The sequence below is a fragment of the Stenotrophomonas africana genome, assembly GCF_013004645.1.
Taxonomy (GTDB): Bacteria; Pseudomonadota; Gammaproteobacteria; order Xanthomonadales; family Xanthomonadaceae; genus Stenotrophomonas; species Stenotrophomonas africana.
The window spans coordinates 38,835-59,534 of sequence record NZ_JABEME010000016.1 but is presented as its reverse complement, the minus strand read 5'-3'; the positions used below and the strand labels follow the sequence as shown (position 1 = coordinate 59,534).

The 20,700-nt window shown below is 66.5% G+C and carries 15 protein-coding genes and 1 pseudogene; 6 read left to right on the top strand and 10 right to left on the bottom strand.

Translation table 11 applies throughout. The features are described from left to right. Nucleotides 1-406: 406 nt before the first annotated feature. From HLA98_RS19345 to HLA98_RS19335, 3 genes are all read right to left on the bottom strand, one after another. Nucleotides 407-1,189, bottom strand: coding sequence for a helix-turn-helix transcriptional regulator (locus tag HLA98_RS19345; protein ID WP_057499711.1), 783 nt, complete (start codon nucleotides 1,187-1,189; stop codon nucleotides 407-409). Between the two features lie 154 nt (nucleotides 1,190-1,343). Beyond that, nucleotides 1,344-2,469 (bottom strand): peptide chain release factor 2 gene (gene prfB / locus HLA98_RS19340; RefSeq protein ID WP_014037064.1). Its coding sequence is split into 2 segments (ribosomal slippage): nucleotides 1,344-2,393 and nucleotides 2,395-2,469, totalling 1,125 coding nucleotides; the frame shifts between segments, so codons are not numbered across the junction. Nucleotides 2,470-2,642: 173 nt separating this feature from the next. Beyond that, complete coding sequence (locus HLA98_RS19335) at nucleotides 2,643-3,503, bottom strand: LytTR family DNA-binding domain-containing protein (protein ID WP_057501479.1); 861 nt, start codon at nucleotides 3,501-3,503, stop codon at nucleotides 2,643-2,645. 175 nt (nucleotides 3,504-3,678) lie between these two features. Between HLA98_RS19335 and HLA98_RS19330 the strand changes: the two genes are divergently transcribed. From HLA98_RS19330 to imm45, 4 genes and pseudogenes are all read left to right on the top strand, one after another. After that, entirely contained in the window at nucleotides 3,679-4,881 is a 1,203-nt protein-coding gene (locus HLA98_RS19330; protein WP_057501480.1) for an acyltransferase family protein, read from the top strand. A gap of 9 nt (nucleotides 4,882-4,890) precedes the next feature. Beyond that, on the top strand, nucleotides 4,891-5,067 hold the full coding sequence (locus tag HLA98_RS19325; protein ID WP_232015537.1) for a hypothetical protein: 177 nt from the start codon (nucleotides 4,891-4,893) through the stop codon (nucleotides 5,065-5,067). Nucleotides 5,068-5,235: 168 nt separating this feature from the next. Next, nucleotides 5,236-6,390, top strand: a complete 1,155-nt coding sequence (locus HLA98_RS19320) for a hypothetical protein (protein ID WP_057501481.1) — start codon at nucleotides 5,236-5,238, stop codon at nucleotides 6,388-6,390. A gap of 5 nt (nucleotides 6,391-6,395) precedes the next feature. Beyond that, nucleotides 6,396-6,572, top strand: a pseudogene (gene imm45, locus HLA98_RS21480) (Imm45 family immunity protein); the annotation flags it as partial. An 89-nt stretch (nucleotides 6,573-6,661) separates the two neighbouring features. Here the strand turns inward: imm45 and HLA98_RS19315 are convergent. Further along, entirely contained in the window at nucleotides 6,662-9,574 is a 2,913-nt protein-coding gene (locus HLA98_RS19315; protein WP_057501482.1) for a DUF2135 domain-containing protein, read from the bottom strand. A 144-nt stretch (nucleotides 9,575-9,718) separates the two neighbouring features. Continuing rightward, on the bottom strand, nucleotides 9,719-11,476 hold the full coding sequence (gene recJ, locus HLA98_RS19310; RefSeq protein ID WP_057501483.1) for a single-stranded-DNA-specific exonuclease RecJ: 1,758 nt from the start codon (nucleotides 11,474-11,476) through the stop codon (nucleotides 9,719-9,721). Between the two features lie 122 nt (nucleotides 11,477-11,598). Here recJ and HLA98_RS19305 point away from each other — a divergent pair, with 122 nt between their 5' ends. Continuing rightward, nucleotides 11,599-12,642 carry a DUF1176 domain-containing protein gene (locus HLA98_RS19305; protein ID WP_057501484.1) on the top strand — a complete coding sequence of 348 codons (1,044 nt, stop codon included), beginning with the start codon at nucleotides 11,599-11,601 and terminating at the stop codon, nucleotides 12,640-12,642. 51 nt (nucleotides 12,643-12,693) lie between these two features. After that, nucleotides 12,694-13,701, top strand: a complete 1,008-nt coding sequence (locus HLA98_RS19300; RefSeq protein ID WP_160320758.1) for a DUF1176 domain-containing protein — start codon at nucleotides 12,694-12,696, stop codon at nucleotides 13,699-13,701. A 37-nt stretch (nucleotides 13,702-13,738) separates the two neighbouring features. On the opposite strand, the gene HLA98_RS19295 is transcribed toward HLA98_RS19300, so the two are convergent. The 5 genes from HLA98_RS19295 to dapB form a co-directional block, all read right to left on the bottom strand. Next, entirely contained in the window at nucleotides 13,739-14,656 is a 918-nt protein-coding gene (locus HLA98_RS19295; protein ID WP_057501486.1) for a hypothetical protein, read from the bottom strand. Nucleotides 14,657-14,660: 4 nt separating this feature from the next. Then, nucleotides 14,661-15,125: a transcription elongation factor GreA gene (gene greA / locus HLA98_RS19290; RefSeq protein WP_170272484.1), complete on the bottom strand. Its 465-nt coding sequence runs from the start codon at nucleotides 15,123-15,125 to the stop codon at nucleotides 14,661-14,663. Between the two features lie 8 nt (nucleotides 15,126-15,133). After that, nucleotides 15,134-18,376, bottom strand: a complete 3,243-nt coding sequence (carB, locus tag HLA98_RS19285; protein ID WP_057501487.1) for a carbamoyl-phosphate synthase large subunit — start codon at nucleotides 18,374-18,376, stop codon at nucleotides 15,134-15,136. A 149-nt stretch (nucleotides 18,377-18,525) separates the two neighbouring features. Then, nucleotides 18,526-19,653: a glutamine-hydrolyzing carbamoyl-phosphate synthase small subunit gene (gene carA, locus HLA98_RS19280; RefSeq protein WP_057501488.1), complete on the bottom strand. Its 1,128-nt coding sequence runs from the start codon at nucleotides 19,651-19,653 to the stop codon at nucleotides 18,526-18,528. A gap of 262 nt (nucleotides 19,654-19,915) precedes the next feature. Next, the gene (dapB, locus tag HLA98_RS19275; protein ID WP_080392926.1) at nucleotides 19,916-20,635 is read right to left on the bottom strand and encodes a 4-hydroxy-tetrahydrodipicolinate reductase; all 720 of its coding nucleotides are present in this window, start codon (nucleotides 20,633-20,635) and stop codon (nucleotides 19,916-19,918) included. Nucleotides 20,636-20,700: the final 65 nt, after the last annotated feature.

Sequence of the window (20,700 nt, the reverse complement as noted above, 5' to 3'; positions counted from 1 at the left end):
CGGTTGAGGGGGGCGCTGCAAGTACGTCCATGTAAGCTCGGTCGCCGCATCCATGCGGCTCACGCCCCCTCAACCGGACCCACCCCGCCTTCGACAGATTTCCGCGATCTGACGGGAATACTCTTGGGATCTGACCCCGGAATTTCTTTCGATATCTGACAGATGTGTCGACCAAGGTCGACACCCACCAACAACCGCGCGGAAACTGTCAAAGGCGGGGCGGTGTGGGTTGGCAGGACCGTTGGCGCCATGGATGGCGCCATCGAGCCCCCATGGATGGGTTCACGGCGTGTCCTGCCAGCCCACACCGCCCCGCCATCCCAAGGATGCTCGCTGTTGCTGTTGCTGTTGCTGTTGCCTTGGCTTGAAGCCTCTGCGGGTGCAGGGCGCAGCCCTGCCGACCAACCTACCTACGCGGCAGGTAAGTAACCAGGGAAAGATCGTGCCGGCTCTCCGGCACCAGCGCCACGTACTGCAGGTCCAGCAGCCCGCGCGTGGGGTGGTTGAGCTTCTTCGCCCCTTCGTCGAACCGCCGCACATCGTGCTCCGGCCACCATTGGCGGAACTCTTCGCTGTGCGCGGCGATGTCCTCCACCAGCGCCAGGAACGGCGCCTTGTCTGGCGCCTGCGCCATCGCCGCGCGGAAACCCGCCAGCAGGCCGCGGGTCATTTCTTCCCAGTTGAGGATCAGCGTGCGGTACGGCGGGTACAGGAACATCAGGCGCAGCGTATTGCGCTCATGCGGCGCCAGCTGGCTGTAGTCCACGAACAGCTCGGCGATGGCCGGGTTCCAGGCCAGGATGTCGAAGCGGGTGTTGCGCACGTAGGCCGGAATCGGCTGCATCGCTTCCACCAGCTGGCGCAGGCCGTCGGTCACGCTCTCGTCCGGCGATTCCAGAGGCACGCCGTAGCCGGACAGCGCGAATGCATAGGCGCGTTCGTCGTCGCTCATGCGTAACACCTGTGCCAGGCGCTCCAGCACCTCGGGCGAGGCGCGCACTTCGCGGCCCTGCTCGATCCAGGTGTACCAGCTGACGCTGACCCCGATCGCCAACGCCACTTCCTCGCGCTTCAGGCCCGGGGTGCGCCGGCGCCCGCCCGGCAGGCCGAGCGTGGCGGGGTCGACACGGGCGCGGCAGGCCTTGAGGAAGCCGCCGAGTTCCTTGCGTTCACTTTCGCTGCGCATCATCGCTACCGCCGTACCCGTTCTAGCGTCGAGCCATGCTCGACGCATCTGCTACTGCGCCAACAGCAGCCGAGCATGGGCTCGGCTCTACCGGAAGCGTGATCAGCCGCCCTCGGCGTTGCGCACGAGGGTGACGATCTCCGCGCAGGCGCGTCGATCAGGCATCGACGCGCTTGGAGCCCACGGCCAGGCCGGCCTTCAGGCTGGCCTCGACGAACTCGTCCAGGTCGCCGTCGAGCACCTTCTGCGTATCCGAGCGTTCGATGCCGGTGCGCAGGTCCTTGATACGGCTCTGGTCCAGCACGTAGTTGCGGATCTGGCTGCCCCAGCCGATGTCGGACTTGGTGGCTTCGACCGCGTCCTTCTCGGCGTTGCGCTTCTGGATCTCCAGCTCGTACAGCTTGGCGGCCAGCATCTTCATCGCGTTGTCGCGGTTCTGGTGCTGGCTGCGGCCGGTCTGGCAGGCCACAACGATGTTGGTCGGGATGTGAGTGATTCGCACCGCCGACTCGGTCTTGTTCACGTGCTGGCCACCGGCGCCGGACGAACGGTACACGTCGGTGCGCAGGTCGGCCGGGTTGATGGTGATGTCGATGTTGTCATCGATCTCCGGCGACACGAACACCGAGGTGAAGCTGGTGTGGCGGCGGTTGTCCGAGTCGAACGGCGACTTGCGCACCAGGCGGTGCACGCCGGTCTCGGTCTTCAGCCAGCCATAGGCATAGTCGCCTTCCACGCGCAGCGTGGCCGACTTGATGCCGGCGACGTCGCCACCGGAGACTTCCATCAGCTCGGTCTTCCAGCCCCGCGATTCACACCAGCGCAGGTACATGCGCAGCAGGATCTCGGCCCAGTCCTGGGCTTCGGTGCCACCAGCACCGGCCTGGATGTCGACGAACGCAGCGGCATTGTCCATCTCGCCGGAGAACATGCGCTGGAACTCCAGCTTTTCGACGTGCGCCTGGTGCTTGTCCAGGTCGGCGACCACCGCCAATGCGGTGTCCTCGTCCTGCTCGGACTCGGCCAGTTCGAGCAGTTCGGTGGCGTCGTTCAGGCCATCCAGCACCGAGGCGATGCCGCCCACGGTCTTTTCCAGGCTGGAACGCTCGCGGCCCAGGTTCTGGGCGTACTCGGCGTTGTTCCAGACGTCGGGGCTTTCCAGCTCCCGCGTTACTTCTTCAAGACGCTCTTTCTTGGCGTCGTAGTCAAAGATACCCCCGAAGCGACAGCACGCGATCGGTCAGATCGGTGATGCGCTGGCGGACAGGATTCAGTTCGATCATGTCGGCGGTTATGCATTCAAAAGATGACTGGTAATGATACCGCAGGCAGGCGACTCCCGGCATGAGCCCCCCCGCCCGCCCGCGCCTCGGTAGAGTCGACTGTCAGTCGACTATCGCGCGCAGCGCGGGCTTCACCAGAACCTGAACGAACAGCAGTCGACTGACAGTCGACGCTACCCTCCGCCCAGCGCCTGCCGCAGCAGCGGCAGCTGGCGCCGGCTGCAGGGCACCTTCGCCCCGTCGGCCATGTGCAGCAGGGCCTCGCCGCCGTCCAGCGGCTCGATCGAGCGCAGCTGGTCACGGTGGATCAGCCAGCTGCGGTGCGGGCGCAGGAACACTGCCGGATCGAGCCGCCGCTCCAGCACCGCCATGGTGATCCGCAACGGGTAATCGTGGCCGCGCACCCGCAGGTTCACGTAGTTGCCCGCCGCCTGGGCGTATTCCACGTCGGCCGTGGCAACCAGGAACTCCTTGCCCAGCTTGCGCACCAGGAAGTGCTGGGGGCGCTCGACCGGCTCCACCGGCGGCCCAACGTCGGGCTCGGCCAGCAGGCTCGCCTCACCCTGCCTGCGCCGGCCGAACCAGCTGGCAAAGTGCTCCAGTGCCACGAACATCGCGAAGGCGCGCACATCCTTCAGGTATTCGTAGGCAAAACGCTCCAGCCAGCCGGCATCGTCCTGGTACCGATAGCCCAGCGCTCCATAGGCCAGGTGCCGCAGCAGCATCATCCCCACCACATGCAACAGCGACCAGCCGACGCTGGCCAGCAGGTACAGCGGCAACCGCCGCTTCCAGGTATCGGCATGCAGCGGCCAGCGCTCGCAGCCCCACCACAGCAGCGGCAGGGTCAACAGGATCAGACCGAGGCTGCTGAACTCCCAGATCATCGGCTCCCACAGCCCGAGATCGGCGCCGCGGCGACTGGCATCCATCACTTCCACCAGCGCATTGGTCACCGCTGAAGCCGACAGGATCGCCGCCCATACCAGCAGGCGGGTTGAAGTACGCCAGCGCGGTGGTCGGCCCTGGGTCATTGCTGCATCCATGTCGTTGCGGTGCTCCAGCCTGCCTCAAGGGACCAAGGGTAGCGGCTCCATTGGTCCCGCCACCCCCGCCATTGGTCACTGCGCGGGTTCCGGTGGCCCCTCGGCAGTGGCTGCACGGGTCGGGCGGCGTCACGTTGGCTGGACCTTCCGGCACACCACCACCATGACCCGACGCCACGACATCGACGCCCTGCGCGTGTTCGCCTTCGCTCTGCTGATCCTTTACCACACCGGCATGGCCTATGTGGACGACTGGGGTTTCCACCTCAAGAGCGTGCATACCGCCGAGTGGCTGCAGTGGCCGATGCTGTTCGTCAACCGCTGGCGGATGTCGCTGCTGTTCCTGATCTCGGGTATCGCCGTCGCGCTGATGCGGCCGGAAGGCAGGCTGCTGCGCATCGCCGGCCTGCGCACGTGGCGGCTGCTGCTGCCGCTGCTGTTCGGCATGTTCGTGATCGTGCCGATCCAGCCCTACTGCGAAGGCGTGGCCAACGGCCACGTGGCACCCGGCTTCGGCCACTTCCTGCTGCGCTATTGGCAGGTGCGGCCGTGGCCGGAAGGGAGTTTCGCCGGTTGGCAGTACGGCATCACCTGGAACCACTTGTGGTACCTGGCCTATCTGTGGAACTACACGCTGGCCCTGGCCCTGTTGATGCCATTGCTGGGAAGGCCGGTGGTGCGCTGCGCGGTGGCGTTCTGCGCTGCATCGCCGATGCTGCTGATCGGCCTGCCGTCCGCCCTGCTGCTGGCCTGGGTGATCTGGCTGGAGCCGATCTATCCGTCCACCAATGCCCTGCTTGGCGACTGGTACCAGCACGCCAAATACGCAACGGTGTTCCTGGCAGGCTACCTGCTCGGTCGCGAGCCGGTGTTCTGGCAGCGTGTGGTCGCCCTGCGCCGCACCACGCTATGGCTGGCGCTGGCCGCGATCGCCTGGTATCTGGGGTTGCGCATCCTCGGCCAGGTACTGCCGGCTGATTCCTTGCTGCGGCAATGGCCCGAACCGTTCTGGGACCTGCAGGGCCGCACCAGCCAGTCGCTGTACGTCTGGACCGCGCTGCTGACCATCCTGGGCTGGGGCAAGGTCGTCCTCGATCGCCCGTTCCGCTGGCTGCCGTACTGCACCGAAGCCATCTATCCGTGGTACATGCTGCACCAGAGCCTGATCATCGTGCTGTTGTTCTGGCTCAAGCCATTGCAACTGGGTCCTTGGCTGGAGCCGTCGCTACTGCTGGGCGGCACCGTCGGCGGCTGCCTGCTGATCCACGAACTGCTGATCCGTCGCGTGCGCTGGCTGCGCCCCCTGTTCGGCCTGAAGGCCGATCCGCTATCGTCACCGGCGGTACGCACCGCCACGGCGCAATGAGGACAACGGATGTTCCAGACCCATTGGCACCTATGGCTGCAGCAGACCTTCGATGCCGGCTGGGTGCTGTCGCAGATGCAGTTCGTCAGCCTGCTCGGCTACGAAACGGCCTATACCGCGCTGATACTGCTTTGCGCGTTTGGCGGGCGACTCCGCGCCGGGTTGTGCGTGATGCTGGCTGCCTAGGCGGCGGTGTGGCGCTGGCGAGGCGGATTCCGCGTGGGACCTGATACGGGCAACGGATACGCGCCCCTTCACGGCATTTGCAACTATTCGCATTGGATGTTCCACATCGCCCTGCCAGCCTAGGAGGTCGCCTTCCCGCCAGAAGGCCCCTTTGCTTGGAGACCTGCAATGGATCAATCCGACCTCAAGCTGCTGGTAGCCTTTGTTGACTCAGAAGAAGCTGCGCTTGCTGAGAAGCGTCAAGGCGACATTTACCCGGCTTATCACTACCAACTCGGCGTACTTGCACCGAAAGCAGGTCGCCACCTGTCTGGAGACATGCTGCAACGCTTCTACTTCCACTGGCTGCGAGTGGGGGACTGGAAGGTCGCCGGACTTCCCGAAAAGGATCTACCGGCACTGAGTGCCGCCTACCGTGAACTCACGCGGCTTCCTGTTGGCTATTACTCGCGCCGGCCAAGGCTCGGCCTTGAGCATCTTTTCTGCTTCGGCTTCGACGAGAACGGCGAGCTCCCAAGTGGCTCTCTTGGCAGCGCGGGAGAGCTCAAGCAGCGCGTGCGCCTGGTCGAGCATTGCAGAAAGTACCAGTCGTATTACGCCCAACGTGACAAAGTGGAAAGATTTCTGCCCTATCGCAGCTTGGCACCACAGGTCCTCGAAGCCATTCAACACGTTCAACACGATGCCGAACAGCTCGACAGCATCCTGTACTGGGGCATGATTCTGGTCACGTTGCTGGATACTCGAACCCGCCTCGGCGCGCTGCGAATTCAGCTTGATCGCGATCACGCAGGGAGCGCAGCCCGTGAACGATTTCTCTCGCTTCTCCACTACACAGCGATGGCAGCCCAGCCGCATGGTCCTGAAGACCCGGCGTTCAACACCCTCTGCGAACAGCTGTCGACACTTCACAACGAGCGCGTCATGGCAGGCGCCGCCATTCAGCTGGTCCAGAGGCAGGCATGGACAGTGGAGAACATCCGAGACTGGAACGCGCGTATCACGCTGTATCAGGATGGCGAGTACAGCTCCCAGAACGGCCATCCACGTGTCAGCCTCACTCTCAGCAGCTGGCCCGATAGTTCGTGGTCGATCAGTTTGTCCGCAGGTGATGGAACGTACGAGGCATATGGGGACCGGCCCATCAGCAGTGACCTCGAACTGCCGCCAATTACAGGCGTCAATCTTGCACAGTTCCCACAATGGATCAGGCAGGTCAATGCACAACTGGGCATCAATCTGACACCAGGCAAAGGCATGGTCGCCAGCGCGCACAAGAACCGCGTGCTGGCAAAACAGCTGGATAGCTGGATACGCGGTTAGAGTAAATGGCCGGGTGGCGCTGGCGCGATGGATTTCGCGTCAGTGCCGGCTCGATGAATAAGGCCGGATTGATTTTGGCTCTTCTGTCGCCGGAAGCCGAGCATCCGAATCTGCGTGGCGTGCGTACTGAGTGGCTCGTCTCGGAATGGGCACACTGGATCTACCCGGAGTGCCCGGTCGGAAAAGTCCGGGTCCTTCGCTCCTATCCTGCACCGCTTGCGGGAGAAATGCAGAGTCGAGCAAGCTCGACTCTACACGGGTGTCCGAGCGTTCAACGCACCTCGAACTCGCCCACCAGCACAGTCTCGGCACGGTCCTTCAGCCGCATCGTCACCATCTGGTCATTCTGCTTGGCCGTGCCCCAGTGGGTGGTCAGGCGCAGCATCAGGGTCGTGGCACCGGTCACCAACTGCTGGCGGCTGCCGAAGTAATTCGCTTCCACCTTGTATTTGCCCGGCTTGGCGTTACGCAGCGAGAACTGCTCGGGGCCATAGCCGCCGGTGAAATCCTGCGACATCTGTCCGCCCTGGTAGGTCAGGCGGTTGCCGTAGTACGCGCGCTCGCCGTTCGGGTCGGTCACCCACAGGTCCATGTCACTGTTGTCGGCGTCCCACGACAGCACCACGCGCAGGTCCAACGGCATCGCCTGCAGCAGGCGCGGGTCGATGCCGGTGGTATCCAGCCGGGGCGTGCTGCGGGCCACCAGGTTGGTCAGCTCATCCAGTGCGATCAGGGCGATGCCATCGAAGCGGCTGTCCCACGGCCGCACCACCACCTGGTACAGCGGCGCAAGCGCCTGCTGCGGCTTGCCGGCCGCCGCCAGCGCCAGGCCAAGATCGCGGAAGCTCTGCGGCTCTTCCTGGCCCATCATCAGCACCTGCTCGAACACCGGCACCGCCAATGCGGGGGCATCAGCCTGCATCAGGCGGTAGCCGAGCACGCGCAGCAGGTGCCGGTTGTCCAGATCCATCTCGGCCAGGTTCGACAGTACCCGCAGTGCCAGTTCGCGCTGGCCCTGCTCCAGCAGCAGATCGGCCACATCGAGGAAGAATGCGCTGCTGTCGGCGTGCGCATCGCGCTCGGCCAGATAGCGGTCATACAACTGCGACGGCGGCCCCTCGCGCAGGCGCTTGGCGATGGCCGAGTCCGGCTGCCAGGCCGCCAACTGGATGCCGAGCTCGCCCTCGTTGGCGGCAGCGGGCGCAGCGACACGGCCACCAGTGACCGTGATTGAATCGAGGGCCATGTTCGATGCAGGTGCTGAGCGACGCGCACGCGCGCTGCTGGCTTCCATGCGCTGCTCGGCGGCGGCGGCCATCGGTGCCGGGGCGGGTGGTGCCGCCGGGGCCGGCGCGGCGAGCATCGCCACCGGCGCTGATTCCATCGCGTAGTCCGCGGAGGCCACTTCCAGTGCCCCGCCCTTTGCCTGCGGCGGCATTCCCTTCGGCCAGCTGCGGTTCCACCACTGCTGGCGCTCCTTCCAGCGTGCCGCCACCTCATCCAGGCGCTGGCGATCAGCAGCCGCGCGATCTCTTACCTGCACTGCGAACCTGGCGTCGTACTCGGCGCGCAGCGTGCCCGAAGGGCGGATCGCATAGCGCAGGTAGTCCTCCAGTGTCTCCAGCACGATCAGCGAGGTATCCGGCCCGACCAGGCCAAACTGTTGAGACAGGCGCTGCATCGCCTCGCGGTTGCCACGGCGATCGGCGGCCAGCTGCTGCAGGCGCGCCTGCGCCCACAAGCCCGCCAGCAGTTCTCCGTCGTTGCTCTTCTGCGTGGCGGGCAGCGCCTGCCATTCGCCGCCACCCACGCGCACCCGCATCGGCACACCGTCGGCCGCCAGTCGTGCATGCAGCCACAACCAGCCCTCGGCTTCACTGCGACGATCGATCACCACGTCCTGCACGCCGCGCCCTGCATCGACCTGCACATCCAGCGGCGACGACAGCAGCTCACGGGCGGCCAATTCGACATCCTTCCCCAGCGCGACGAAGCGACCACCATGCGCTTGGCTCCAGCCACGCAGTCGCACGGCATCGGTGCGCGCACCGGCGCTGCTGACCGCAAACAGGCGTTGGTCCGGCGCCATCGCCGGCAGCTGTTCCGGCCCATAGGTCAGCAGGCCATCGCTGACCAGCAGGTATTCCTTCACGCCCGGCTGCGGCTGCCACTGCGCCAGCGCGCTGGCACCGTCCGGGCGTACGGCCTGCAATGCCGCACGCAGCTCACTCCAGTTACCGGCGCGGATGCGGAAGCGTCTTACCGGCTCGGCGCGATCGCGCAACACGGTCAAGGCCACGGTGCCGTCGCCCATCGCGGCGAAGTAGTGATCCAGCAGTGCGAACTCACGCGTGCGATCGCGCTGCCCCGCCGAACCGGAGCCGTCCCACAGCAGGCCGATCTCGCTGGGCAGCGTGCGGGGCCTGCTGCTGGCCGCCACCGGCAGTTGCGCCAGCAGGTAATGGCCATCCTCCCAGGGCGCCACCTGCACCTGCGCCTGGCGGGCTGCCGGCAGGCTCCACTGCAGCTGCTTCGGCAACTGCGCGCCCTTGCCCTGCCACTGCATCTGGCCCGCGCTGATGCGGAATGGCGCGGTACCTGCAGTGGTCGCGCCGGGCGCCTGCAGCTTCAGTTCAACCGAGGCTGCACCGGCGGCGAACTGCAGCGGCAGCGTCCACTGCCAGCCTTGGCCGGTGAAGGCCAACGGCTCGCGAATCACCAGCTGTACACGCCGACTGCCACCGGCCGGCAGCGGGTAGATGCGCAGCCGGAACTGGTTACCGGCGGTCTGTTCCAGCAGGCCCGGGTCGACGCCGCGGCGGGCGATCTCCTCGAACACCTGGCGGCCGCGGTCCTTGGGCACCGCCACCGCGTCACGCATCTCGCCGTTGATATCCAGCGCGAAGCCGCTGATCTGCTGGCCGTCGCCCAGCGGGAACTGCAACTCGCCCTCCAGCACGCGCCGGTTCGGGTTGTGGAATTCCAGGGTGATCCGGGTCTGGGCGACGCCGGCCTGGACTTCGCCCTCGATGCGGGCACGCTGCAGTTGCACCGGTTGTTCGGCAGCGTGCGCGATCAGGAGAGGCGTGGCGGCCTGCGGCCGGGAGATCGGCGGCGACTGCGCGCCAGCGGGCCAGGCCGCGAGGGCCAGCAACAACACGGCGCAGCAACGGGCGAAGACCATGACCGGACTCCAGTGGGATCGTGAACCGTTGAACGCACAAGCTACCGGAACGGGGTTGGCGGGACCCCAAAAAGGGGACGGAGGGGATTAAGTCGCAATTGGCAAACAAGGCAGAAACGGCTTAATCCCCTCCGTCCCCTTTTTCTAGGCGGGCAGGCAGTGCTCGACGATCAGCTGGATGGCGTTGCCACCACGATAGTCGTCGCAGGCGAGACGATAGGCGAGATGCACGTGGCGACCCGGCGCGTTGCCATGCCAGCCGCCGAAGTGGATCGCGTTGATCGTGCCGGGCACGCCCGGCAGGCGCAGTTCCAGCTTGAGGTGGCGCTCCTTCAGCACGCGCCAGTTGGCCACTTCGAAGTGGCCGTCGAACAGCGGCTCGGGGAAGCCCTGGCCCCACGGGCCCGCCAGACGCAGCGCATCAGCGTGGCGATGGTCGAGTTCGCCCGCGGCCAGTTCGCCGTCGCTGAGGACCTGCTGCTGCAGTGCCGCCGGGTCGAGCATTTCCAGTACCACGGCGACGAAGGCGGCCTTGAAGTCATCGACGTGATCCAGCCGCAGGCTCAGTCCAGCCGCCATGGCATGGCCACCGAAACGTTCGATCAAGCCCGGATGACGCGCGTCGACCAGCGCCAGTGCGTCACGGATGTGCAGGCCGGGAATCGAGCGGGCTGAGCCACGCAGGGTGTCGGCGCCGGGTTCGGCCGGGGCGAAGGCGATCACCGGGCGATGCAGGCGATCCTTCATCTTCGACGCGACCAGGCCGACCACGCCCGGATGCCAGTCCGCATCGAACAGGCAGGCCGCGACCGGGCGCTGGCCGGCCATGTCCAGCACCACGCGGGTCAACGCCTGCTCGGCGTCGTCGGTCATCGACTGCTGCACGGCGCGCCGTTCCGAATTGATCTGCTCCAGCGTCTGCGCGATCTCGCGCGCCTGGCGCGGGTCTTCGGTCAGCAGCAGCGCAATGCCCAGCGCCATGTCTTCCAGCCGGCCCGCGGCATTCAGGCGTGGGCCGAGTGCGAAGCCGATGTCGGTGGCCGTCAGCCGCGCGGCATCACGGCCGCTGGCCTCGATCAGTGCACGCAGGCCGACGCAGCCCTGCCCTGCACGCAGCCGGCGCAGGCCCGCGCTGACCAGCGCCCGATTGTTCGGGTCCAGCGCTACCAGGTCGGCGACGGTGCCGACCGCCACCAGGTCCAGCAGCGTGGTCAGGTCAGGTCCCTTGCCATCGGCAAAGACACCGGCTTCGCGCATCTGCCGGCGCAGCGCCATCAGCACGTAGAAGATCACGCCGACGCCTGCCAACGACTTGCTGGGGAAGGCGTCGCCGTCGAGATTGGGATCGACGATGACATCGGCCGGCGGCAACTGCGGACCGGGAAGATGATGGTCAGTGACCAGCACCTGCCAGCCACGCGCCTTGGCCGCGATGACACCGGCGTGGCAGGCAATGCCGTGGTCGACCGTGACCAGCAGGTCCGGCTGCAGCGCGGCCAGCTCTTCCACCAGTGACGGCGACAGGCCGTAGCCGTGCACCATGCGGTTGGGCACCGCGTGGAAGACATGCTGCGCGCCGAGCATGCGCAGGCCACGCACGCCGACCGCGCAGGCGGTGGCACCATCGCAATCGAAATCGCCGACCACCAGGATGCGCTTGTCGTTGGCGATGGCCTCGACCAGCAGGCCCACCGCATCGTCGATGCCGGTCAGCAGCTCGGGGGCATGCAGATTGCCCAGCTTCGGCTGCGCCAACTCCGGTGTACCTGCGCCACGGCTGGCATAGAGACGCGCCAGCAACGGCAGCGTGCCCTCCGGCCAGCTGCCGGGCGCGACCGCATCGCGGCGGCGGATCGTCGGCGTATCAGAGGCGGGCGGCACAGCATCGGCGGCAAGGGACATCGGCATCGCCGGGTTACGGAAGACCCGGGCATGATACCCCGCCCGGCTGGTCCGGCTCTTCCCGGGCTTGGCGCAGAGGTGGCGATCGCCCATGCTTGTTCGCTTCTGAAACGGAATTCGCCATGTATCGCCCGTTGTCCACACTGATTGTCGGCCTGTTGCTGCCGCTTGCCAGCCATGCCGCAAACACGCCGGTAACACCCGGTATCGAGTTCGCGCACCACGACTGGTTCCTGGCCTGCGACAACACCGGCACCTGCCGTGCCGCGGGTTATGGCCCGGAAAACGCAGGCAGCCTGCTGGGCCTGATGCTGGAACGTGCCGGTGGCCCCGGTACGGCAGTGAAGGCGCGGCTGCGGGTGGGCGAGGATGGCGAAAGCGCAATGCCTGAAGGAGCGCTGCGCCTGCAGGTGAACGGCCGTGATCTGGGCCCGGTGCAGGACACCGGTGCCGACGAGGCCGTGACGCTGCGGCCGGCGCAGGTTGAAGCACTGCTCGCCGCCCTGCCCGGCCAGGCCCGCATTGAGGTGATCGACAGCAACAGAACGCGCTGGCCGATTTCCGACCGTGGGGCTGCCGCCGTAATGCTGAAGATGGACGAGGCGCAGGGTCGGATCGGAACACCCGGCGCCCTGGTGCGGCGTGGTACGCGTGCCGAAACGACTGTGCCGGCTGCGCGTGCCAAGCCGGTGATCGCGAGCGCGGCGCTGGCGGCGCCACGTTCCGGAGACAGCGAACTGGGAAGCAGCGAAGCGCTGCGCGACGCCCTGATCGCCACGCTCGGCGACAGTGACGACTGTCCGCGCCTGATCGAGTACACGGGCACCCCGGAAATGGTGATCGAGCGGCTGGACGAGCACCACGTACTGGTGCAGGCGCTGTGCCAGATGGGCGCGTACAACTACAGCAATGGCTTCTGGATCGCGCGCGACCGGCCCCCGTTCGCCCCGCAGACGGTCACGATGGAAGCAGAGGGCTTCTCGCGCGTCGAACGCACGCTCTACGCGCGCTACAAGGGCCGCGGCATCGGCGACTGTGTTTCCGGCTCGGACTGGGTATGGGATGGCCAGAGATTCCAGCCCAGCAGTGCATTCAGTACCGGCCTGTGCCGTGGCATGCCGGGCGGGCACTGGATGCTGCCAACCCTGCTCAGTGAGGTGCGTTGAATGCATGCATCTTCACTGTCATGCACGCCGCTGCTGCTTGCGTCGCTGACGATGGCCTCGGTTGCCCCGGCTGCCGAACCGGCTGGCACGTCGTGGGTGGAGGGCGACGGCGTGATGGCCTGCGACAACACCCGCACCTGCCGGCTGGCAGCCTACGGTCCACTGGCGCCGCTGATGCTGAGCGCGCTGATCGAACGCAGCGGCGGGCCGCGCACGGCGGTCAGCGCAAGGCTGTCCATGGCCGAGGGCGGAGAGGACGCGCCTTCGACCCCTGCAGCGGTGGCCCCTGAAGGAACGTTGCGACTGCACGTGGACGGAAAGGACCTCGGTGCCATCGGCCACAGCGAAGCACTCGACTCTGGCCTGGAGCTGCCCACCCGCTACGTGACCGCCATGATTGAAGCACTGCTGGCGGGTAAGCGCGTCGAGATGAGCGATGCCTCGGGCCACGCGTGGCCGCTGTCTGACCGCGGCATCCGCACGCTGCTGCTGAAGATGGACGAAGCCCAAGGTCGGCTGGATACGCCCGGCGCACTGGTGCGCAAGGGCTCACTGCCGGAGTCGAAGGTCCCGGCTGCGGTTGCCGCGCCGCCCCTGAAGGCACCGCCGCTTCTGGTCGAAGCACAGGAAAGCGATGCGCAGCTGGCCGAGCGGGCGGATCTGCTGCAGCAGTTGCAACCGGTGGCCGCTGCGGGTAACGCGTGCGACCGGATGTCGTCACGCCAACTCCGCATCGAACGGGTGGATGCCAGCCATGTTCTGGCGCTGTTGAACTGCGCAACCGATCGCAACATCGTGCCGGCGGGCAGCTGGTTGATCCGCGACCGTCCACCGTTTTCGCCCACGCTGATCACCCCGAGCACGCTGTTTCCGCTCTACCCGTACGCCGTATTTCTTGAAGAAGGCGTTGTGACCGCTACCAATGCGTGCGGCACGAACCGGCATTGGGCGTGGGACGGCTCGCGCCTGGTCCTGAGCGCGACGTATCTGGGTGATGACTGCTCAACCCGGAGCCGCAGGCACTGGGCGTTGCCGACCTACGTTACGGACGTCCAGTAGTGATGAAGCCGAGCGTGGGCTCGGCTCTACAGGGAAATCACTCGTGCAGCTGGCGCGGCTTCTTCCAGAACTGCCAGCGCTGGCCGCGGTCCAGCTGGAACTGCAGGCCGTCCTCGAAATCCAGCACCAGCCGCTGCAGCTCGCCGCGCTTCAGCGCGGCCAACAGCGGACGGATCGCATCATCGCCGAGCTGCTGCAGGGAGCGCAGCTGGCGCAGGTCGACCAGTGCATCCACCGCCTGCTCGCCATCCACGGCTACGCCAGCCGCCAGAGCCAGGCCCTGCAGCAAGGCATCGCGGCTGCGCACCTGTGCGTGCGGCGTGCTGACCGACACCGGCATCACGCCACCGCCCCAGAACCAGAGCGAATTGATCGGCTGCTGTCCCTGCGAGGCGCGCTGCTGGTTCCAGGAATGGTTGTGCAGCAGCACCTGCGCCTCGGTCATCAGCGCCCGCCAACGACGGCCGCCCTCGCCTTCCGGCAGGTGCGAGAACAGGTCATCGCCGAGAACCTCGTCCGGACTGTCGAAGTCCGGCAGGGCCAGGTCGATCGGCAGGCGCAGGTACCAGCGCGACGGGTCCGGTGCATCGAGCACGAACCCGGCATCGGCGAACAGCGGTTGCAGCACCGGCAGCAGGGCCAGGCTGTCGGCCAGCGTCGGCCGCAGTGTTTCGCCGTAGGCCATCATCCTCGCGCCGTGCATGTCCGGCACCATGCAGGCCGGATCGGCACGCAGCCAGCTGGCGCCGGCGGCATCGCCGACGTCGCGCTGGCGGGTCAACGCGGCCACCGGCCAGTGCGGCGCGGCCACCGTGAAATGGCGCGTTAGCTGCGCGCGTTCGCCCGCTGCAACCTGCACCGTGGTGGCACGGCCGAGCGCACGTGCCACATCGTCCGGCAGCGCAGCCGCGGCAAAGCGGCTGCGTGCAGGCAACAGCAGGGTCGCCGTCGCCACGTGGTCAGTCCACGTAGCTGACGCTGACGATCTCGTACTCGCGTTGGCCGGCCGGTGCGTCGATCACGATCGAATCGCCTTCCAGCTTGCCGATCATCGCGCGCGCCACCGGCGAGGAAATCGCGATCAGGCCCAGCTTGATGTCCGCTTCCAGGTCACCGACGATCTGGTACTTCTTCTCTTCGTCGGTTTCCACGTCGGCCAGCGTCACGCTGGCACCGAACACTACCTTGGAGCCGGCGTTGAGCTTGCTCACGTCGATGATCTCGGCGTGCGACAGCTCGCCTTCCAGCTGCTTGATGCGGCCTTCGATGAAGCCCTGCTCCTCGCGCGCGGCGTGGTACTCGGCGTTCTCCTTCAGGTCGCCATGCTCACGCGCTTCGGCGATCGCGGCGATCACCTTCGGGCGCTTGACCGACTTCAGGTGATCCAGTTCATCGCGCAGACGCTGCGCGCCCTTCATCGTGATGGGGGCTCTCATGCATTCAACTCCTTGTGCAGCTCCTGCAGCGACCAGACGGGGCCGGTGCCGCGGAATTCCAGTGAATCCACCAGCGCCTTGGCGCCGGCAATGGTGGTCGAGTAGGTGACGCGATGCTGCAGCGCCTCGCGACGGATCGAGAACGAATCGTTGATCGCCGAACGACCTTCGGTCGTGTTGACGATGTAGACGATCTCGCCGTTCTTGATCGAGTCGACAATGTGCGGACGGCCTTCGACCACCTTGTTGATGATCTCGCAGTCCATGCCGTGCTGCTGCAGCCACGCGGCGGTGCCACGGGTGGCGACCAGGCTGTAGCCTCGCGCCAGCAGCGCCTTGGCCACCGGCAGCACGCGCTTCTTGTCCGGATCACGCACCGAGACGAAGGCCTTGCCGACCGGCGGGGCCTTGATGCCACCGGCTTCCTGCGCACGCGCGAAGGCGGCGTTGAAGGTGCGGCCGACGCCCATCACCTCACCGGTGGAGCGCATCTCCGGCCCGAGGATCGGATCGACGCCCTGGAACTTGGCAAACGGGAAGATCGCTTCCTTCACCGAGTAATAGTCCGGCACGATTTCCTTGGTCGCGCCCTGCTCGGCCAGGCTCTTGCCAGCCATGCAGCGGGCGGCGATCTTGGCCAGCGGCATGCCGGTGGCCTTGGACACGAACGGCACGGTGCGCGAGGCACGCGGGTTCACTTCCAGCAGGTAGATGGTGTCGGCACCTTCGTCGCTGGTCTGGATCGCGAACTGGGTGTTCATCAGGCCGACCACGTTCAGGGCCTTGGCCAGTTCCACCACCTGACGACGCAGTTCGGCCTGGGTTTCAGCCGACAGCGAGTACGGCGGCAGCGAGCAGGAGGAATCGCCCGAGTGCACGCCGGCTTCTTCGATGTGCTCCATCACGCCACCGATCAGGACGTTGCCCTCCTTGTCGGCGATGATGTCGACGTCGCACTCGACGGCGTTGTCGAGGAAGCGGTCCAGCAGCACCGGCGAATCGTTGGACACCTTCACCGCGTCGCGCACGTAGCGGGCCAGGTCGGCTTCGCCGTAGACGATTTCCATCGCACGGCCGCCCAGCACGTAGCTCGGGCGCACCACCAGCGGGTAGCCGATCTCGCGGGCCAGCAGCAGGGCTTCCTGGTCGTTGCGGGCGATGCGGTTCGGCGGCTGCTTCAGGCCCAGCTTGTCGACCAGCTGCTGGAAGCGCTCGCGGTCTTCAGCCAGGTCGATCGAGTCCGGGCTGGTGCCGATCACCGGCACGCCGTTGGCCTCCAGCGCGCGCGCCAGCTTCAGCGGGGTCTGGCCGCCGTACTGCACGATCACGCCCTTCGGCTGTTCCAGTTCGACGATTTCCAGCACGTCTTCCAGGGTCAGCGGCTCGAAGTACAGGCGGTCGGAGGTGTCGTAGTCGGTCGACACGGTTTCCGGGTTGCAGTTGACCATGATGGTTTCATAGCCATCCTCGCGCAGCGCCAGTGCCGCGTGCACGCAGCAGTAGTCGAACTCGATGCCTTGGCCGATGCGGTTCGGGCCACCACCCAGGATCATGATCTTGTCGCGGTTGCTCGGTGCCGCCTCGCACTCGTCCTCGTAGGTCGAGTACAGGTAGGCGGTACCGGTGGAGAATTCACCGGCACAGGAGTCCACGCGCTTGTAGACCGGACGCACCTTGTGCGCACGGCGCAGCGCGCGGATGGCGGCTTCGTTGGTGCCGGTCAGCTGTGCCAGGCGCGCGTCGGAGAAGCCAGCGCGCTTCAGCTTGCGCAGGCGTGCGGCGTCCAGCGCGTCGATGCCACCGGCAGCGACTTCGCCTTCTGCGCCGATGATTTCCTCGATCTGGTCCAGGAACCAGTGATCGATGAACGACAGTGCGTAGATCTCTTCCACGCTCATGCCGGCGCGGAACGCATCGGCGACGAAGAACAGGCGCTCCGGGCCCGGCGCCTTCAGCTCGCGACGCAGGGTCTGCAGGTCTTCTTCGTTGGCCAGGTCCAGGCCGGTCGGGTCGAAGCCGACCTTGCCGGTTTCCAGACCACGCAGGGCCTTCTGCACCGACTCCTGGAAAGTGCGGCCCATCGCCATCACCTCGCCCACCGACTTCATCTGGGTGGTCAGGCGGGCATCGGCGGCCGGGAACTTCTCGAAGGCGAAGCGCGGGATCTTGGTGACGACGTAATCGATGGACGGCTCGAACGAGGCCGGGGTCAGGCCACCGGTGATCTCGTTCTTCAGTTCGTCCAGGGTGTAGCCCACGGCCAGCTTGGCGGCGACCTTGGCGATCGGGAAGCCGGTGGCCTTGGAAGCCAGCGCCGAGGAACGCGACACGCGCGGATTCATCTCGATGACGACCACGCGGCCGGTCTTCGGGTTGATGCCGAACTGCACGTTCGAGCCACCGGTATCGACGCCGATCTTGCGCAGCACGGCGATGGAGGCATCGCGCAGGCGCTGGTATTCCTTGTCGGTCAGGGTCTGCGCCGGGGCCACGGTGATCGAGTCACCGGTGTGCACGCCCATCGGGTCAAGGTTTTCGATCGAGCAGACGATGATGCAGTTGTCCGCAGTATCGCGGACCACTTCCATCTCGAATTCCTTCCAGCCCAGCACCGACTCTTCCACCAGCACTTCGGTGGTCGGCGACAGTTCCAGGCCGCGGCTGACGATCTCGACCAGCTCTTCGCGGTTGTAGGCGATGCCGCCACCGCTGCCGCCCAGGGTGAAGCTGGGGCGGATGATGGTCGGGTAGCCGACGCGGGTCTGGATCTCCAGCGCTTCGTCCAGGGTATGGGCGACGGCGGCGGTCGGGCATTCCAGGCCGATCTCACCCATGGCGACGCGGAACAGCTCGCGGTCTTCGGCCATGCGGATCGCTTCGCGCTTGGCGCCGATCAGTTCGACGTTGTACTTCTCCAGCACGCCGTGGTCGGCCAGGTCCAGCGCGCAGTTCAGCGCGGTCTGGCCACCCATGGTCGGCAGCAGCGCATCGGGCTTTTCCTTGGCGATGATCTTCTCGACCGTCTGCCAGTTGATCGGCTCGATGTAGACGGCGTCGGCCATCTCCGGGTCGGTCATGATCGTGGCCGGGTTGCTGTTGACCAGCACCACGCGGTAACCCTCGTCACGCAGGGCCTTGCAGGCCTGGGCGCCGGAGTAGTCGAACTCGCAGGCCTGGCCGATGACGATCGGGCCAGCACCGATGATGAGGATGGTCTTGAGGTCAGTGCGCTTGGGCATTTTCTTCTCTAAGTCAGTACAGCGTGACAAGGGGGGTGATCGCACGCTGTCGATCAGGAATCTTGATCCGCAGCGCCGCGCCAGAGGCAGCAGCGTTGCGGCGGTTTACGGTCCATCGCGACGCCACCGGGGGGCCGGCGGCGTACTGATCAGGCCCTGGCCTCTTCCATCAGCACCACGAAGCGGTCGAACAGCGGACCGACATCGGTCGGGCCCGGCGACGCTTCCGGGTGGCCCTGGAACGAGAACGCCGGCACGTCGGTGCGGGCCACGCCCTGGTTGGTGCCATCGAACAGCGAACGGTGGGTCACGCGCAGGGTCGGCGGCAGGGTCGCTTCATCGATCGCGAAGCCGTGGTTCTGCGAGGTGATCATCACCCGGCCGCTGTCCAGGTCCTGCACCGGGTGGTTGGCACCGTGGTGGCCGTGGCCCATCTTCATGGTCTGCGCGCCCGAGGCCAGGCCCAGCAGCTGGTGGCCCAGGCAGATGCCGAAGGTCGGGATCTTCACGTCGATGAAGGTCTTGATCGCTTCGATGGCGTAGTCGCACGGTTCCGGGTCACCCGGGCCGTTGGACAGGAACACCCCATCCGGCTTCAGCGCCAGCACTTCGGCGGCCGGGGTCTGCGCCGGCACCACGGTCACTTCGCAACCACGCTCGGCCAGCATGCGCAGGATGTTGGTCTTCACGCCGAAGTCGTAGGCCACGACCTTGAACCGGGCCGGCACGCTGACGAAGGCGTTGGCATCCAGGTCCAGCTGGCCCTCGGTCCAGGTGTAGGTCTTCTCGGTAGTGACGACCTTGGCCAGATCCATGCCCTTCAGCCCCGGGAACTTGCGGGCGGCTTCCAGTGCCTTTTCCACGTCGATGTCACCGGCCATCAGCGCACCGTTCTGCGCGCCCTTCTCGCGCAGGATGCGGGTCAGCTTGCGGGTGTCGATGCCGGCGATGGCGACCACGCCACGCTGGATCAGCCAGTCCTGCAGCGACACCTGGCTGCGCCAGTTGCTGGGACGACGGGGAACGTCGCGCACGATCAGACCGGCCGACCACACCTTGGACGCTTCATTGTCCTGGTCGGTCATGCCGGTGTTACCGATATGCGGATAGGTCAGCGTGACCATCTGCCGGGCGTAGGACGGGTCGGTCAGCACTTCCTGGTAGCCGGTCATGGCGGTGTTGAACACCACCTCACCGACGGACAGGCCGGGCGCGCCTACGGATTCGCCCTCGAATACGGTGCCGTCTTCGAGGACGAGGATTGCGGCTTGGGTCACGGGAATCTCACTTTGGCTACCGAGGGGGCTGCCGAAGTCACGCCTGCGCTTCACGGAAATCCGGTTGCAAAAAAGCGCGGACGTACGGTCTGGGACCGGTCCGGCTTTCGTGATTCGGCGAGTGCGAATTGTAGCGCTGCCGGGGCGCTCGCGCCAGCGGTTATCGCACTTGATGAACAGGCGATTGCGCATTCATTTCAATCCGGCGGCGTATGCGGGGTCCGCCACCCGGTAGTGCCGACCAGCGGCCGGCACTACCGACTTACTGCAGCAGGTCCCTTACCCGATAGCTGCCCGGGGCCCGGCCCTGCAGCTGGCGGGCGGCGAACAGGGCGCCGCGGGCGAAGATGTCGCGGTTGGTGGCCCGATGCACCAGCTCGATGCGCTCGCCCAGCCCGGTGAACTGCACCAGGTGCTCCCCGACGATGTCACCGGCACGCAGGCTGGCGTAGTGCGGCTCCGCCCCGCCCCGCTGCGCGGCCGCGCCCAGGGTCAGTGCGGTACCCGACGGCGCGTCCTTCTTCTGGGTGTGGTGAGACTCGACGATGTCGCAGCCCCAGCCTGGCAGCGCCTGCGCCGCGCGCTCGACCAGTTCGTCCAGCACCGCCACGCCCAGACTGAAGTTCGAGGCCCAGACCAGCGGGATCTTCGCCGCCGCAGCCTCCAGCGCCTGGCGCTGCGTGCTGGAGATGCCGGTGGTCCCCGACACAAGTCCTGCCCCCCGATCCACGCACAACGCCAGCAGCGGGTCGAAGCCCTCCGGCAGGCTGAAGTCGATCGCCACATCGAACACCGGCGCGCCGGGGAGCTCGCTGGCACCGAAGAACGGCACGCCGTCGACCACGCGCTGCGCCGGCGCACGGCCGGTCACTGCGGCCACGATCTGCAGGGTTTCGGGATGTTCGGCGGCCAACCGCAGCAGGGCCTGGCCCATGCGCCCGGAGGCACCGTGAATGAGCAATCGCAGGGGAGTCTGGTTCATGCCTGCAGGCTAGCGGCAGCACGCCCGCTCCGGCAAGCGCCATCGCTGCTACGCTGCATGCCCTT

What these genes read in the sequence shown, in the direction of transcription:
- HLA98_RS19345 (WP_057499711.1), bottom strand. Translation starts at nt 1,189, where the DNA reads ATGATGCGCAGCGAAAGTGAACGCAAGGAACTCGGCGGCTTCCTCAAG.
- HLA98_RS19335 (WP_057501479.1), bottom strand. Translation starts at nt 3,503, where the DNA reads ATGACCCAGGGCCGACCACCGCGCTGGCGTACTTCAACCCGCCTGCTG.
- HLA98_RS19330 (WP_057501480.1), top strand. Translation starts at nt 3,679, where the DNA reads ATGACCCGACGCCACGACATCGACGCCCTGCGCGTGTTCGCCTTCGCT.
- HLA98_RS19325 (WP_232015537.1), top strand. Translation starts at nt 4,891, where the DNA reads ATGTTCCAGACCCATTGGCACCTATGGCTGCAGCAGACCTTCGATGCC.
- HLA98_RS19320 (WP_057501481.1), top strand. Translation starts at nt 5,236, where the DNA reads ATGGATCAATCCGACCTCAAGCTGCTGGTAGCCTTTGTTGACTCAGAA.
- HLA98_RS19315 (WP_057501482.1), bottom strand. Translation starts at nt 9,574, where the DNA reads ATGGTCTTCGCCCGTTGCTGCGCCGTGTTGTTGCTGGCCCTCGCGGCC.
- recJ (WP_057501483.1), bottom strand. Translation starts at nt 11,476, where the DNA reads ATGTCCCTTGCCGCCGATGCTGTGCCGCCCGCCTCTGATACGCCGACG.
- HLA98_RS19305 (WP_057501484.1), top strand. Translation starts at nt 11,599, where the DNA reads ATGTATCGCCCGTTGTCCACACTGATTGTCGGCCTGTTGCTGCCGCTT.
- HLA98_RS19300 (WP_160320758.1), top strand. Translation starts at nt 12,694, where the DNA reads ATGGCCTCGGTTGCCCCGGCTGCCGAACCGGCTGGCACGTCGTGGGTG.
- carB (WP_057501487.1), bottom strand. Translation starts at nt 18,376, where the DNA reads ATGCCCAAGCGCACTGACCTCAAGACCATCCTCATCATCGGTGCTGGC.
- dapB (WP_080392926.1), bottom strand. Translation starts at nt 20,635, where the DNA reads ATGAACCAGACTCCCCTGCGATTGCTCATTCACGGTGCCTCCGGGCGC.